Annotated in this window: 13 protein-coding genes and 1 tRNA gene; 4 read left to right on the forward strand and 10 right to left on the reverse strand. The window is 43.8% G+C overall.

Translation table 11 applies throughout. From position 1 onward, the window contains the following. Positions 1 to 214: 214 nt before the first annotated feature. From ABH09_RS07935 to ABH09_RS13030, 5 genes are all read right to left on the reverse strand, one after another. Positions 215 to 892 (reverse strand): hypothetical protein, encoded by a 678-nt coding sequence (locus tag ABH09_RS07935; RefSeq protein WP_253713990.1) that lies wholly within the window; start codon positions 890 to 892, stop codon positions 215 to 217. Positions 893 to 970: 78 nt separating this feature from the next. Next, the gene (locus ABH09_RS07940; protein ID WP_253713991.1) at positions 971 to 2,935 is read right to left on the reverse strand and encodes a TRAP transporter permease; all 1,965 of its coding nucleotides are present in this window, start codon (positions 2,933 to 2,935) and stop codon (positions 971 to 973) included. A gap of 136 nt (positions 2,936 to 3,071) precedes the next feature. Next, the gene (locus tag ABH09_RS07945) at positions 3,072 to 5,246 is read right to left on the reverse strand and encodes a TIGR03545 family protein (RefSeq protein ID WP_253713992.1); all 2,175 of its coding nucleotides are present in this window, start codon (positions 5,244 to 5,246) and stop codon (positions 3,072 to 3,074) included. 2 nt (positions 5,247 to 5,248) lie between these two features. Continuing rightward, entirely contained in the window at positions 5,249 to 5,761 is a 513-nt protein-coding gene (locus ABH09_RS07950) for a TIGR03546 family protein (protein WP_253713993.1), read from the reverse strand. A 222-nt stretch (positions 5,762 to 5,983) separates the two neighbouring features. Further along, positions 5,984 to 6,157, reverse strand: coding sequence for a winged helix-turn-helix transcriptional regulator (locus ABH09_RS13030; protein ID WP_371922103.1), 174 nt, complete (start codon positions 6,155 to 6,157; stop codon positions 5,984 to 5,986). 202 nt (positions 6,158 to 6,359) lie between these two features. On the opposite strand from ABH09_RS13030, the gene ABH09_RS07955 reads away from it, so the two are divergent. The 3 genes from ABH09_RS07955 (at position 6,360) to ABH09_RS07965 (ending at position 9,823) form a co-directional block, all read left to right on the forward strand. Then, entirely contained in the window at positions 6,360 to 7,046 is a 687-nt protein-coding gene (locus ABH09_RS07955) for a LolA family protein (protein ID WP_253713994.1), read from the forward strand. An 82-nt stretch (positions 7,047 to 7,128) separates the two neighbouring features. Beyond that, complete coding sequence (locus tag ABH09_RS07960; RefSeq protein ID WP_253713995.1) at positions 7,129 to 8,247, forward strand: helix-turn-helix domain-containing protein; 1,119 nt, start codon at positions 7,129 to 7,131, stop codon at positions 8,245 to 8,247. Beyond that, positions 8,240 to 9,823, forward strand: a complete 1,584-nt coding sequence (locus ABH09_RS07965) for a MiaB/RimO family radical SAM methylthiotransferase (RefSeq protein ID WP_253713996.1) — start codon at positions 8,240 to 8,242, stop codon at positions 9,821 to 9,823. The genes ABH09_RS07960 and ABH09_RS07965 overlap by 8 nt, the downstream gene beginning before the upstream one ends. A 93-nt stretch (positions 9,824 to 9,916) precedes the next feature. On the opposite strand, the gene nadS is transcribed toward ABH09_RS07965, so the two are convergent. The 3 genes from nadS to ABH09_RS07980 form a co-directional block, all read right to left on the reverse strand. Then, entirely contained in the window at positions 9,917 to 10,225 is a 309-nt protein-coding gene (gene nadS / locus ABH09_RS07970) for a NadS family protein (RefSeq protein ID WP_253713997.1), read from the reverse strand. After that, positions 10,222 to 10,536: a type II toxin-antitoxin system RelE/ParE family toxin gene (locus tag ABH09_RS07975; RefSeq protein WP_162664818.1), complete on the reverse strand. Its 315-nt coding sequence runs from the start codon at positions 10,534 to 10,536 to the stop codon at positions 10,222 to 10,224. Before ABH09_RS07975 ends, nadS begins: the two co-directional genes overlap by 4 nt. Positions 10,537 to 10,774: 238 nt before the next feature. Then, positions 10,775 to 10,847, reverse strand: a tRNA-Pro gene (locus ABH09_RS07980). 566 nt (positions 10,848 to 11,413) lie between these two features. On the opposite strand from ABH09_RS07980, the gene ABH09_RS07985 reads away from it, so the two are divergent. Beyond that, positions 11,414 to 13,066, forward strand: a complete 1,653-nt coding sequence (locus tag ABH09_RS07985; RefSeq protein ID WP_253713998.1) for a nucleoside kinase — start codon at positions 11,414 to 11,416, stop codon at positions 13,064 to 13,066. A 26-nt stretch (positions 13,067 to 13,092) separates the two neighbouring features. Here ABH09_RS07985 and ABH09_RS07990 read toward each other — a convergent pair whose 3' ends face one another. Both ABH09_RS07990 and ABH09_RS07995 read right to left on the reverse strand, forming a co-directional pair. Further along, positions 13,093 to 14,223, reverse strand: a complete 1,131-nt coding sequence (locus ABH09_RS07990) for a glycosyltransferase (RefSeq protein ID WP_253713999.1) — start codon at positions 14,221 to 14,223, stop codon at positions 13,093 to 13,095. A gap of 169 nt (positions 14,224 to 14,392) precedes the next feature. Then, on the reverse strand, positions 14,393 to 14,971 hold the full coding sequence (locus ABH09_RS07995; RefSeq protein ID WP_253714000.1) for a hypothetical protein: 579 nt from the start codon (positions 14,969 to 14,971) through the stop codon (positions 14,393 to 14,395). Between the last annotated feature and the right edge of the window lie 93 nt (positions 14,972 to 15,064).

The following is a 15,064-nucleotide window of genomic DNA, read 5'->3' on the forward strand; positions in this document are numbered from 1 at the left end:
CTGCGGTAACAAAGTAAGACTGCTATTAAAAGCATAACTCAGTTAAAGCACCTCTCCAAAAAGCGCTTTGTCACGTGCATCATATCTTTTACTTTTTGCATTGTATTTGCAAAGAACATCAATGGGCTTCATCATAAAGCTGATATCGTCTATCGAGTAGGTACTATCGAACCCGCGAATGTTACTTTTACCTCTGCTGCAGCGCAACACACATTTATTTCCGCATCCGTTTTGAAACTGTTGTGTAAATCAAATACATATATGGCGCACCCAAATTGGTTTCCATCAGCGAATTAACAACCAAAGTACGAAGCCCCGCATTACGGATACCCGTTATAAATAAAATAAATTCCCATGCGAACTGCACCAAAAGCCCGATTGATATAATGCTCCAAAGAGGTACTCGCTCATCGTCGCGCGTAGCAGATAAATTTTTCATGAGCAACCACGCATAACCGACAAATAAAAACACCGCCATAATCCAATGATATCCGCCAGTTCCACGCTGAATTGTAATTATCGGGAATGCCGCCCCAGCCCCGTTACTGATAACCGCCGCAGAAAACCACCACACAATAATCAAAAGCGAAAACTCCAAACGATTTTTCGGTTCGGCAAACCACAGCCACATCCACGCCATATTTGTAAACCCATAACTCATACTGAGCCACAGCAAAAACCAAAAAGGGTTTGCACCAACCACTTTTCGTGTTTCAAGCAACCAATAAAATCCGCCGTAATCTACTACAAAATAGAGTAAGCCCCCGAGTATTCCAACCAGAAGAGGAATATATCGCTTACTCTTTAGAAAATAAAATGCGAGTAATACTAAAAAAGCACAATCCAAAAATACGTACAAACTGCTCAATGATCGGTTTGGAATTAATTCCAATTTTTTCCTCCATACAGTTTTATATCACACAAAATAACAAGAACTTCCAGACGACAATTAACGTAAAATACTCTATCCTTAGGCGGCTGCGTGTCGTGCCTCTCTCCGCGCGAGTATGCGCTGGATAAAGATAGACGCAACAAAGATGCCGACACCGGCAAGGTCGGTTAATAAGGCGCTGTCGATGAGCAAGAACGCTCCTGCAAGCATCAAAAGCCGCATGAAAATATTCACCTTTGTATGGAAATACCCTTCTACGGCGGCGCTGATTAAAAAGACGCCGACGCATGCGGTAAGCGCAACCTGAATACCTTGCAAAATATTCGTATTCATCAATAACAGTTGATTATTGTAGACGAACATATATGGAATGATAAAACCGGCGAGCGCAAGCTTAATGGACACAATCCCCGTCTTCATCGGATTACCGCCCGATATACCTGCCGCTGCAAATGAGGCAAGTGCAACCGGCGGCGTAATATTGGCAAACATCGCAAAGTAGAAGCAGAACAGGTGAGCAGCCAACGGCGCAATGCCGAGCTCTATCAGCGCAGGAGCCGCAATCGTTACGGTAATAATGTACGCAGGAATACTCGGTAAGCCCATACCAAGCAGCATACAGGTAACCATCGTAAAGACGAGCGTCAACAACAAGCTCTTTCCGCCGAGCGAGATAATCGCACTTGCCATATTGATAGTAAAGCCGGTTAAACTCGACACACCGATAACGATACCGACACAAGCACAGGCAATCGCAACCGATACCGTCGATTTTGCGGAAGCGACAAAAGCAGCCTCTATATCTTTCAAGCTCATGCGAGTTTCTTTTTTCAGCTGCGCAATAATGATTGTTAAAAGGATGGTTAAAAAAGCGCCTTTGATAACGGTATAACCGCTGAAGAACAGCATATACACCAAGAATAAAATCGGGATGGTCAGGTGCCAGTACATCTTCAGCGTTTCTTTCACCTTGGGCAGCTGATCTTTCGGCATACCGTCAAGTTTGTCCTTCGACGCACGCAGTTGAATCTGGAAGATAATACCCAAATAGTAAATCAGCGCAGGGATAGCCGCCGCAACGACAATCTCCTTGTACTTAATACCGAGTGTTTCCGCCATAATAAATGCGGCGGCGCCCATAATCGGCGGTAAGAGCTGACCACCTACGGAAGCGGTTGACGAAACCGCACCGGAGAATTCTTTACTGTACCCGATTTTCTTCATAAGCGGGATTGTAAACGAACCGGTGGTAACGACATTCGCAATCGCAGACCCGTTGATACTTCCGAGCAAGCCCGCCGCAATAACGGCTACCTTTGCAGGACCGCCTTTCGTATGCCCTGCCAAACCGATGGCAATATCGTTAAAGAATTTTCCCATTCCGCATTTATTCATAATTTCGCCGAATACGATGAATAAGAAAATGTACGTTGAAGAAACGTTGACCGACGTACCGTAAATACCTTCCGTATTGGAAAAGAGGTGCCCGATCAATTTCGGCCATTTAAACCCTCTATGCAAAAACAGACCCGGCACGTTTATCGGGATAAGTCCTTGGCGGGCACCCATCAGCGCATAAATCATAAAGATGATCCCGATGACCGGTAATGCCCAACCCGTAATCCGCCGCGCAGCCTCTATTACCAATGCAACCAATATGGTACCCATGATAACGTCCGTCAGGTTTGCGTCCCCTACCCTGTCGATAATCGCTTGATAATTCACCCACATGTAGACGGGAATGATAACGGACAAAATCATCAGTATGTAATCATACCATGCAATAACTTTTCTACTCGATCTTTTAAATGCAGGATAGATTGCAAACGTCATCAGCAAAATCATGCCGACGTGAATGGAACGATGGCGCAACGTTTCCGGACGGATATAGCCGGAAGCATACGCCAAATGGTAAAAGGTAACCAGCAGCGCAGTCCATTTGAGAATCTTTGTAAAAATCGGGTTAACAAAGTTTCGAGTTCTGCTTTCCCGTTCAAATTCTTCCAAGAGAGCCTTTTGGTCTATTGTTTTTTCTGTAGCCAAGATGTACTCCTTATGTATAGTTGGGCACCTCTAAAGAAAACCTCTAAAACCTGAAGTTTTTAGAAGTTCCCAGTAGTATAATTATGAAATTTAAAGACAACCTCTATAAACTTTTTAGAGTTTTTCCCTTATCATTTTACCGGCCGAATAAGCCTTTTAGCGTACTGCCGGCCGCATCTCTAAGCGTATCCATTCCTGTCTGCTCGATGCGTTTCATAACTTCGACTTTGCTTTCTTCCAGTTTTTTTTGCAGCATATCGGCAGCTTGTTTTTGATTCATAACAAGTTTTTCAATACTGCCGAAGTCGCCCAGCTTTTCGTTTAAAGGACCGGTGTATTTTTCTAATTCGGCTTGAGCTTCTTTAAGCGCCTTTTGCTTTATGGCTGAAAGTTCTTTGTTGATTCCTGTTTGCAGCGCCGCAAGAAAAACCTTGTCCGCATCGGTTGCAATGTCCATATTCAAATCAGACTGGGAAAACTCCGCCTTGATTTTAAACCGCATATTTTTAACCGCTGCAAGTGATTCATTGTAAATGCGCGAAATAAAATCGGGTTCAAACGAATCAGCCGTAAGGCGCACTTCGTCAAAGCTAAAATCCGCGTCGATACCGACATGCCCGTCGCGCTCAGCCTGTATACCCGCCTGTATTTTCGCCCTGCCCTCAAAAGACGGAACGCCGGCAATGTCAAGCACGGAAGCGCCGAGCGCCTGCAAAGCTGAAGAGGGATTAAACGCAGCGTTATAACCGCTTCCGGTATATTGCAATTTCAATAAGGGATAATTGAGTTTCTCTCCGACATTTATGAGTCCCTCTCCGCTGTGCGTGCGCTTGCTTTCGAAAAAAGCACTTTCGTCAAAATGGGCGCTGAACGATACAGGCTTTCCCCAGCGGTCAGGATCGTTTGAAATATCATTTATGCGGCCTTCAAAACCCGTTCCGTTTGCAAGCATTTGCTGAATTAAAAATGACGGGTATATGTCGGCGCGGTATTGGATTGTTCTGCCCGGAAGCCGCCGGACTTCTTGACGGGTCTTTTGTTTTTTTGCCGCCTTTTTTGATCCCTTGTTGAAATTGAGCGCAGCATTAAACGCTTTTTCCGCATACGGATAATATTTTCCGAGGACGTTGTATGCAGCGGCTTTTATAGTTTGTGCAAAAATGTTTTTTCCGTCGGCAACCGTAAACGAGCGGATTTTATTGATTTCTCCGTTAACAAAATCGGTATCTTTTCTTACCGCCTTGAAAGCTTCCTTTGCCGCAAGCTGCACGGCCTTACCGTCTTTTTGCAAATCTTTAACCACTGAATCGGTCAAAGCTACAAGCTTTTGGCTGTCTTTTATCGCAGCATTAAGTTCTTGCAATACCGCCTTCAATTCGGCAATGTCTTTAATTGCCTGATAATCGCGCCCGATGACTTTTTCCGAGCTTTTTCTAAAATCGTTTACGGCGGCCTCCAGTTCTGCCGGACGCTTTTCCCACACCGCTACAATTTGAGCGACCATGTCCTGTGCTTTTTGCACTGCAGCGGGCGTTTGCAGCTGTTTAAGCGCGTTGTCCAAAAACTTTTGCGGATTCAAACTTTCAAACATCGACGAAACGATTTTTTTACTTTGTTCAAGCGCATCTTTTTGCCGCTCTTTTATAAGCAACGCTATTTTACTATCGCCGACATCTTTATCGTTTCCCTTTTTTACGGATGCCGGAAGCTCGCCCGATGTTTTTCGATCGGTTCCGAATGCCATGCCGGAAACTTCAAGGTTTTGGCACACAAAGCGCTTTTTTAAAAGCTGCGTTAAATTAAAATCAAGCTGAATTTTTTGTGCTTCAAAAACGTTTTTCATCGGTGCATTTTTATCGGCAGCAGCAAGACCGCGCACGGTAACCGACGCATCCAAGATACCGACGTGAACCGAAGCGATATCGACTTTGGCACCCGTGATTTTTTGCAGACCTGCCGTTAAAGCACGTTTTGCAAGCGGATCTTTAAACATAAGAACGGCAAGCACAACCCCGACAACAACAGCTGCAACGGCAGCAAGCGGCACGAGGTTTATGCGTCCTTTTTGCCGCTTTATCTGTTTGCTTAAAATCTTTAAGCGCTTAAAATCTTTTGCGTCGTATTCGATACGGTGAATCCGCAATTTAGCCGGATCCTCTCCATCGGCAGAAAACTGTGCCGCAACAAATTCGCGGTCGGCCGGTATATAGAGTTTTTTAAGCAGTTTTTTTTCGAGCGACTTTTCCGTATATGTCTTTTTATACATCCACGGAAGTTTTTTGAAGGGTATCTTCTTTTGCTCTTCTTTCATATTTATACCTCAGTAAAAAAGCTGATAATTTTCGCGACAAAGGGCACGTGATAAAAGGCTTGCATAAACTTGCTCCGCGCAAGCGCCGGTGCGAGATGCGTGCGCCAAGATTTAATGAAAATTCTTACCACAATATATACCGGAATATACAGTATAAGGCTAAACACAAGAGAGCCGGCGACTATCGTGTTGTTGAATTTTGTAAAGGCGACAAAGGGAATGTCGAGCAAAGCGGCATAGACCGGCTTTAAAGGTGAGAAAGTCAATACACCGTAGCCTATCGAGTCGAACAGCGGATCAAAAAACCGAGCAAGCAAACTTGCAATGAGTACCGTAAGCAGAAAGGCGCCTTTGTTCATACGTACAAAAAGAAAAAACACAAACAGCAGGTACCACAGTGCGTTGTCTTTCGGCATAAAGCCGAGGAGCACCCCAATTGCAACGGCATGAGCGATTTCACCCGGATGCGAATTCGTATTGAGTGATTTAAGCAGTTTCGCAATGTACGAAATCATATTTTCTCCGTTTTACAGTAAACCTGTTCGGAAACTTCCGCGTCGGAACAGGTTACCTTAAAATACACCGGGAATGTCCTAAAAGTTGATTACTTTTTCGCCATCCCCAGCGAGTTTAGAATTAAGCCTTTGTACAATAATGGCTTAATTTTAAGCATCACGCCTAAAATTAAGCCGTTTTATATATAGCTCTTCGTATCTTTCCGATAAAAACCCTGATTGTTAAAGAATCCTTATTTCCGACTTGCAGATTGAGCATAAAATCGATACAACAGATTTTCCCTGCTCTCTGAAGCGGTACTGAACATATGGCGAAATTCCATCCAACTGTTCGCGCTCGATAATACCGTTTTTCATCAAATTTTTCAATGCTACAGCTCCGAATTGCACATCCATTCAGTCACTACGACATCAGCGATTCGTGCAGCATATCCGGTAAAAATATCGGAATGCGATGTTGTCAGAGCATCAGGAAATTAAACCATCAGAACGAATAAATCATTATAATAAAATAACTTATTTCATAATACCGTAAATAAGGTTTGCGAGAAATTTCTCAAATATTGACTTTATCGCTCATTTCTGCTTTACTAATCGAATGAAAAAAACAATAGTTGTTACTACCGTTATATTCAGCTTTTATATAACAGCATTTTGTCAATCCATTACGACTGCGAGCGTATTTTTTTCCGGAATGTCCGAACAATACGCGGCGCTTTCCGATTACACTGCCAATCTCACGGTTTCAACCGGCTCGGGTTCAAAAGTCCAAACAATGGAAGCAACCGTATACTTTAAGCGCCCTAATCGACTACGCATCGATTTTACCAAACCGAACGAGCAGGTCATTCTTTTCACCGGCGACACACTGACCATCTATGTTCCCTCCTATCGGATGGTGTTAAACCAAACAATCGAAAAAGATTCCTCCGCCGGTACCGCTAATCTTGCTACGCCTCAAGGCCTATCGTTGTTGAAACGCTCATACACCATTGCGTACGAAACGGGTGCCACCCCCCAACCGTTAGCGGAAGGTTCATCCGAACAGGTTGTAGTTCTTGCACTTAACAGACGCTCGGCTTCGGAAACTTTTAGAAATATCCGACTGCTCGTATCTCCTGAAACAAAGCTGATTAGACGGATCGAAGCATGGCCTATTTCCGGAAGTAAGATCACTTTTGACTTTTCGGCTTATCGATTAAATACGGGAATTCCTGATTCCCGCTTTTTATATGATATACCGCCTAATGCGGATATGCTGAACAATTTTTTATTTGAAGAATAACGGAACAATTATCCCACCAGAATATGAGAAGGTTTATTTTCAGCCGCTGAAATAGCACGGCTGAAAAACTAGGAAGGAATAGATGCAGGATATAGGCAATGTATTAGAAAAGGCGCGCAATGAAAAACAGATTGGGCTTGAACAGGCTTCACGGGAAACGAATATCGCCCGCCGATATTTAGAAGCGCTTGAGACCGGTATGTATGAGGTATTTCCCGGAGAGCCGTATGTTATCGGTTTTTTACGGAACTATGCGGAATACTTAGGCTTAAATCCTAATGAATGCGTTACGTTGTATAAACAGACAAAAATACAGGAAACAGCTGTACCTCCTGAAAAACTTATTCCTCAAAGACAATTTACCGTTCCCCGCGGTGTATTTATCGGAGCAGGGATATTAGTCTTTTTAATAGCGCTGTTTTTTATCGCCAAAATACTGATTTCAAAAATCGGTACGGCAATAAAAGACAGACCGGTACAACCGACCGGACAAACTGAAATCATCGAAAAGAAAGAGAATGCATCCTATACCCTTTCACAAGAAGTATTTGAAAAGCGACTCTTTAAAGGTGATGTCGTTATGCTCCCGCTCGGCGGAAAAGAATATCAACTAAAAGTCGAAAAGACAGCGCCCGAGCTGTATCTCGCAACGGATATCGGAACACAAATTATTGCATTAGGCCAAAGCCTTGTTCTTGACCTTAACGGCGACGTTACTGCCGACGTGAAAATTTCCGTTGAGGATATCGATACGTCCGATGAATCGAAGGGTGCATTGGTAGAAATACTTACCACAGGTTTTTCGGAACCGGTTTCCCCGGAAGCACCTGCAATAAAAATTTCCGATCAGGTAGCTCAGCCCGAAACGGCAAAATACAAGGTACTGTTCGATGCCGGTTCTGCGTATCCGGTAACCTTAAACGCAACTTTCCGAAGCTATTGCCTCTTCCGTTATGAACAGGACAGAGCAAACCGTGACGAGCGGTACTATCAAAAATCGGAACAGTTGACGGTTCAAGCAAATAACGGAATCCGCATCTGGGCATCAAATGGAAACGCCGTTAAAATGCAGATTATTGCGGGCGGGAAAACCATCGATATAGAAGTCAGCCGCCCGGGTGAAGTCATCGTTAAAGATTTAAAATGGATTAAGGATGATGAATCAGGGCGCTATGCATTTGTGGTAATGGACGTTGACTAAGCGTTTTTTTCTTGATCAGCATGGGTGTGCGAAAAATCAAGTAGACGGTGAGCTGCTTATCGGTATCTTGACCGATAATGGCTGGCAAAAGACTATCGAACCTGAAAAGGCCGATCTCATCATTGTCAATTCATGTGGCTTTATCGAACCCGCAAAGAAGGAATCAATTGAAGCGGTTATCACCGCCCGGATGGCCTACCCTCAAGCAAAAATTTTGCTGGCAGGGTGTTTAGCGGAACGGTACGGAGATATATTTAAGACCGAATTTGAAGAAGCCGATGCTTTGTTCGGTAACGGAGACCTATCACAGCTCCCCATACTTATCGACCAACTGTTTCCGGCACAGCCCAAGCTCCAATCTGAACAGTCCTTGTCGGCAGAAGGGCAGACAATGGTATCCGACAGTAAGAAAAAGACTATTGCAGACACTGCTCCTGCCGAGTATCTTTCCGCGGTACAAAACACTGAACATAGCCGCCCATTTCTTAAACCGGCGCAAAAAGGCGTATGCTGCGGACGGCGCCCCGAATTATTAAACTTTCCCCGTTCCGCCTTTATCAAAATTACTGAAGGCTGTGATAATTGCTGTTCATTTTGTGCGATACCGCTGATACGTGGCTCAGTGAGAAGCCGGTCGCTTGACAGTATTGTCAATGAAATACGGGGGTTTGTGCAGCAAGGATATAAAGAATTCAACCTCATCGGGCAAGACCTGGCAGTGTATGACGCCGCATCGCCTCGAGATAAGCTCAGCAGCCGGCTTAACAATAACTTGCCCGCATTGCCGCCCAAAACGAAACAAGGGCATTCGGGATTAGCACAGCTTTTACGCGCGATTTCCGGTATTGACGGAACATTCAGCGTCCGGCTGCTCTACATCCACCCCGATCATTTTCCGCCGGATATCTTGCCGATTATGACTGCCGACACCCGCTTCCTCCCCTACTTTGATATCCCCTTTCAGTCCGGCTCCGATCCGATCATCCGTGCGATGAACCGTTGCGGTTCTGCCGAAACCTATCTCAAGCTGATAGAAACCATCCGCGCAGCTTTCCGCACAGCGGAAAGCCCCTACGGGGAGGCGGTTATCCGTACTACTTTTTTAACAGGCTTTCCGGGAGAAACTCAAGCTGATTTTGAACGGACGGCAGCCTTTTTGCAGGCAGCCCAGAGCCTATGGTCGGGAGCATTCGCGTATTCGCAGGAAGAGGGAACCAAGGCTGCCGATATGAAAAAACAGGTGCCGGCAAAAATTGCCGAACAGCGCAAGACAGCCCTTAACGAACTGCAATTAAAGATTACCGAACAAAAACTCGCTGCTTTTTGCGGACTGGAAACGGATGTTCTTATCGAAGAGATTATCCCGCAAGAACAAAACAATGAAGAAGAAAACACACAATGCTGCATTGCGCTCGGTCGGGCATGGTTCCAAGCGCCGGAAGTAGACGGGGCTGTAGTTGTCAATTTTTCCAAAGCGCAAAAAGACAGCGAAGGGCAGCCGATAACTGCCGGCAGTCTGGTTCGAGTACGGATTACCGCCCTGCGCGGGATTGACCTCGAAGCGGACGCACTTTAGCTGCCATTGAGTGCATTCTTTTATAAAAAGCTCTCTATAATTCTACAGGTTATAAAAGGTTTTCCTAAAAGGTATTAACTTTTAAGAAAAAATTTATGTACGAAGCACTTTTTCTACATATTGCGGGTCAGCGGATACTACTTTTAGCAGTGATAATGCTGCACCGTCAGGCTTGCGTCGTCCTTGCTCCCAATTACGCAGCGTTCCAATACTGATATTAAGCATCGTTGCAAATTCTTCCTGTGTTTTATGTGTTTTATTACGTATTGCTGCAATATCTAAAGCATCAATAACAGAGACACGCGCAGGTTCCATTTCTCCTTTTTCAATTAAGGCAGCTTCTTTAATACTTTGTATAAGTTCACTAAACATTTCATCGCTCATTTTTTTATGTCCAATCATAATAACACCTCTTTAACGAATGCTGCTAACATATTCGTCTGTTTTTTCGTAAGATTATCCGATTCATTTTTTGCATAAGCGAATAACAAATATATTTGTGTATCCGTTTTTATAAAATAAATAATCCGGACACCCCCGCTTTTTCCGGTATTCTTTTTACCCCATCGTATTTTTCTTATTCCACCGCCACCTCTAATTAATTTCCCTTTTAATGGATTGCATACCAAATATTCTTTAAATTGTGTGTATGTCAGATCATCCAACAAACGGTCAATTTGCTTTTTAAATACCGGTGTTTCTATCAGTTCCATACTTTTATTATACGTCATTGACGCATGATAATCAAGTTTTTTATACAAAATGAATAACTGAAAAAGCATTGATTCAGTGTTGCAAATTATTCAATTGCTTATTCTTTAGAAGAAGGAGAATCGATTCAACTATTTTTAATACACGAGCTTTAATGAAAGAATAACACTGAAGCATGACAAAGCGTAACAGCGTAAAATTATCAGTTTGATAAGTCTATATACAGCAAGGAATAAACTATCGGGATGGAGGGATTTGAACCCCCGATCTTCTGGTCCCAAACCAGACGCCTTAGCCCCTAGGCTACATCCCGTTATGCGAATTACCGGTAGCTGAAATACAGCATACACCAAGAAACCTCTAGAAACTTCAGTTTTTTAAGATGCCTGCCAGTTACTTAGTAAGAGTTGTAACTTTACTTAAAATAAAGTATCCTGTCAAGCGGAAGTCAGGGCAATCGTACCAGACATTCTTCTGAATATTCCCCGTAGAAACAAGGGGTTGTTCAACCAGAGTTGAACCTCTTCGCGGTTCAAATGGTCTCACAACCTCATTATTCTGCGTTTTTTATCTATTTGTCTGATGCGTTTATCCTTCTCCTAAAAATAAACTGTACGAAATTTTAGATAAAATTTCGTACAGTTTATTAGAGACAAGAAGAACCGCATCAGATGAATAAAGCGCAATCTGTGATTTTTGAAAAGAGATTTTCCGTCAGCCTTTTAAAAATAGGGGGTGCAGATGCAAGGCGCAAGAGCAAATTAACCGCAGGCGTATCTTTGATACGTTGAGGATTAATTTGTTCGCAGCAACGCAGAAGATGCCCTCATATTTTTAAAAGGAAACTGATGCGGTTCTTCTGATAGAATGGAGGCTTTTATGAAAGGGTTTGAGATTACATTTCCGGACGGTTCAAAAAAACAGTTTGTCGAACCGATTTCTGCGCGTGCCGCATTGGCATATTGTAAAGAACCGGAGTCGGTTGCATTCGGTATGAAAGTAAATAACGAACTGGTTCCGTTAAACAAGATGATCGATGTGCGCGCTACGATAAAGCCTGTCTTAAAAGGAACCTACGAAGGTTCGAATATTTACCGGCGCACGCTGTGTTTTCTGTTAGCCGCCGCCGCACGAAAAGTATATCCCGATTTACGGCTCTTAGTTGGGCACAGCTTCGGCTATTCCTACTATTATACGTTTGAAGGCGCTCATGCCTCCGATATCGATCTTAAAATCATCGAAGATAAAATGCACGAAATGGTCGATGCGGATTTGCCGATACAAACGCAATCCGTCGCGTATGCCGAAGCGCTGGAGCTTTTTGCAAACACCAATCAGCCCGATGCATACCGACTGCTTTCTTATAACAGTAAACCGAAAATCACGATCAATATACTGGACGATTATTACGACTTATACTTCCAGCCGCTGATGGATCGTGTCGGCTATTTAAAAGTATTCGGATTAATGAAGTACGAGGACGGTTTTTTACTGCGCTTTCCTGCGACCGCCGACACTGACACGCTGCCCCAATTTAAAGATATTCCGCAGCTTTTTACCGTATACAAGGAGTATAAGACATGGGGTAAGATGATCGGCGTTTCTTCCGTCGGTCAATTAAATGAAATTATCGAAAACCGTAAAACTAAAGACTTTGTTGAAATTACGGAAACCTTGCAGAATAATAAGCTGGCGCATATTGCCGAGCAGATTAGAAATAGAGGAAACGTCAAAGTGATTCTGATTGCGGGACCGTCCAGTTCAGGAAAAACGACCTCTGCAAAAAAGCTTTCGATGCAGCTGCGCGTCGTAGGATATGAACCGTATGTTATCAGCCTTGACGATTATTATGTCGGCAGAGATAAGACCCCGCGCGATAAGGACGGAAAACTCGACTTTGAATGTCTTGAATCTTTGGATGTTCCGCTTTTGAATGAGCTGTTGCTCAAACTGTTTGCGGGTGAAGAAGTTGAGCTGCCGTCTTATAATTTTAAAACAGGCGAACGGTTTTACACCGGAAAAAAACTCCGCCTGAACAGCCGCTCCATACTCATCTTGGAAGGAATACACGGATTAAACGACAACCTAACCCCGCAGATAGACGCTTCGCTTAAATTCAAGATATATCTTTCGGCATTAACACAGCTGACCTTGGATGATCACAACCGGATACCCACTTCCGATAACCGGCTCTTGCGGCGTATCGTGCGCGACGCTCAGTTTAGAGGAAGTTCCGCTTCGATTACTATCGGTATGTGGTCGGATGTGCGGGCGGGAGAGGCAAAACATATCTTCCCGTATCAAAATACCGCCGACGTTATCTTTAATACGGCACTCGATTATGAACTTTCGGTACTGAAAATTTATGCAGAACCGCTGCTCCGTGCGGTAAAACCCACCGATCCGGCATACAGCGAAGCATCTCGGCTGCTCATTTTCCTGAACAACTTCCTTTCAGTTTCTCCGTCCTTTGTGCACGGCCAATCCATTTTACGGGAGTTTATCGGCGACAGCGATTTTTCGTACCACTAAGTAACACAGGCAACCTTACGGCAGTTTTACCGGCTGCCGTAAAAAGGATCAGCCATTTCTTCTTCAAACATACGTACCATCTGCGCCACACAGCGCGCATGGTTAAACTCTTTACCGTATTCGGCATAGCGGATCTCCTGTGCCTTGCGCTCTTCCGGATGGTCAAACCAATAATCGATTTTCTCCGCAAGTGCACGGGCATTACCCGCCTCAAATAAACTCCTGTCATCAAGAGCAAACTGAGGCGTAGCTGATTGATCGCTGTTTGCAATGACGGGTACTAAGCCGCATGAAAAAGCTTCGATACAGGCAATCGCTTCAATTTCGGCATCGGCAGTATGCACATACAGATCGGCATACGATATAATCGTAATAAGTTCTTCCTGTGTGCAAAACGTAAAGATAGGCTGGTGCGGCAACGCTGTTCCTTGTTTTTGATATTGTTTTTTAAGTGGACCTTTTCCGGCAAAGATGAGCTGAATACGGTTTGCATAGCGGGAAAGCTTTGCTGCTTCCATGAGGAGGTCTTGGCGTTTTTCTTTTGAAAGCCTGCCGATCATTAGAATAACTAAGCGGTCTTGTAATTCCGTAGGTTTTTCAGCTTTGATGTATCGAAAGTGAGGATCAACACCATTGGAAATGACATAGCGTTGCGCTGTATATCCATGTTCTTCAAGCTGATGAGCAATAAAACGGCTTGGGCAGTGAATACGTCTGAAGTACTTAAAAAAATGATCACGCATCAAGTTGTATAGAAAGGCATTGGGAAGTTTAGCGGTTCCCATACCGATTGAATAGGTAATATTTTGTGGCTGGACATGAAAAGCCGCCGTATGCGGTACACCTAATTCCCGCGCAATTTTAACTCCTGCATTAGAAAGGAAGAAGGGCATGACAAAATGCACTAAATTCGCCCATTTGATTGCTTTTCTGAGAGTTTCTTTATCCGATCCTGCGATTATCATGCCCTGAGCACTGATAATATTACGCATAAAAGACGGCATTGTAAGCGGCGGAACTACGAATTTATCAGGCGCTTCTTTTCCCGTACTTACAATCTTTACTTCGTATCCAACGTTTCGGAGCCCTTCTGCCAATCGGCGGGCAGTCATCGTAGTACCGTTGTTTTCTCCATCATATTGATCTAAAACGATCAAAATCCGTCTGAGTTGAGTTGAGTTGAGTTGAGTTGAGTTGAGTTGAGTTGAGTTGAGTTGAGTTGAGTTGAGTTGAGTTGAGTTGCATTATATCCCCTTTGCATTACGTGTCAAGTACCCCGTCAAAAAAAATATGAATTCCCTAAAAATATCATTTTTAACTTTAAGCTTATGGCGTCTTTTTTGTTGAGCGCTCGGCTACGACCAATACCGCATCATAAAAGCCCTGATAGCTTTCAGGATGATCCTGCAGATCGGTACGCTTATCAAGCTTAGCGGTATCCAGCAGTTCCGTATATCCACCGGCTTCATATTCTAGTGTATAGGTAATTGCTTGTTGTACCGGCAGTTTTCTTATCTCTTCCTCGGAGAAATACACATTAAGTCCGAACCAATCACTTTTTGCTTCTACCTCTTCTCTTTTTAAGCTGCCGCCGCCCCATGTAAGAGTAAGCTTGTAAGGCATCCTTACAACAGCACTCCACTGATTATTACGGAAAGTTGCCGGAAACATTGCAACAAAACACAATCCCTTATGTTTAATATTTTTAGGCAATGTAAAAGTTCCTTGCACCTTGCCGGCGTTTTTAAAGTTGAAATCTTTTTCAGCATACACCCATAAAAATTCGTTTTTAAAACGGGCATTTTTTACCGTGTATGGAAAGCGGCAAGTACTAAAAGTCAGCACACACAGCGCCGTCAGCACTACACAGCTTTTGCGGTGCAACAATTTTACTATTTTTTCCATCCGGCTAATCTCCACATACTCTTTGAAGGCTCTATAGAGAGAGCCTGAATGTCTAATCTAAGGAGTTCCTTAGTATTGCTCTACTATACCATC

The organism is Treponema sp. OMZ 803 (assembly GCF_024181165.1).
Lineage (GTDB): Bacteria > Spirochaetota > Spirochaetia > Treponematales > Treponemataceae > Treponema.

Bases quoted from the DNA above. Each gene is read 5' to 3' on its own strand.
- ABH09_RS07975 (WP_162664818.1), bottom strand. From the start codon at position 10,536: ATGGAACTGATAGAAACACCGGTATTTAAAAAGCAAATTGACCGTTTG.
- ABH09_RS07985 (WP_253713998.1), top strand. From the start codon at position 11,414: ATGAAAGGGTTTGAGATTACATTTCCGGACGGTTCAAAAAAACAGTTT.
- ABH09_RS07955 (WP_253713994.1), top strand. From the start codon at position 6,360: ATGAAAAAAACAATAGTTGTTACTACCGTTATATTCAGCTTTTATATA.
- nadS (WP_253713997.1), bottom strand. From the start codon at position 10,225: ATGATTGGACATAAAAAAATGAGCGATGAAATGTTTAGTGAACTTATA.
- ABH09_RS07945 (WP_253713992.1), bottom strand. From the start codon at position 5,246: ATGAAAGAAGAGCAAAAGAAGATACCCTTCAAAAAACTTCCGTGGATG.
- ABH09_RS07950 (WP_253713993.1), bottom strand. From the start codon at position 5,761: ATGATTTCGTACATTGCGAAACTGCTTAAATCACTCAATACGAATTCG.
- ABH09_RS13030 (WP_371922103.1), bottom strand. From the start codon at position 6,157: ATGGATGTGCAATTCGGAGCTGTAGCATTGAAAAATTTGATGAAAAAC.
- ABH09_RS07995 (WP_253714000.1), bottom strand. From the start codon at position 14,971: ATGGAAAAAATAGTAAAATTGTTGCACCGCAAAAGCTGTGTAGTGCTG.
- ABH09_RS07960 (WP_253713995.1), top strand. From the start codon at position 7,129: ATGCAGGATATAGGCAATGTATTAGAAAAGGCGCGCAATGAAAAACAG.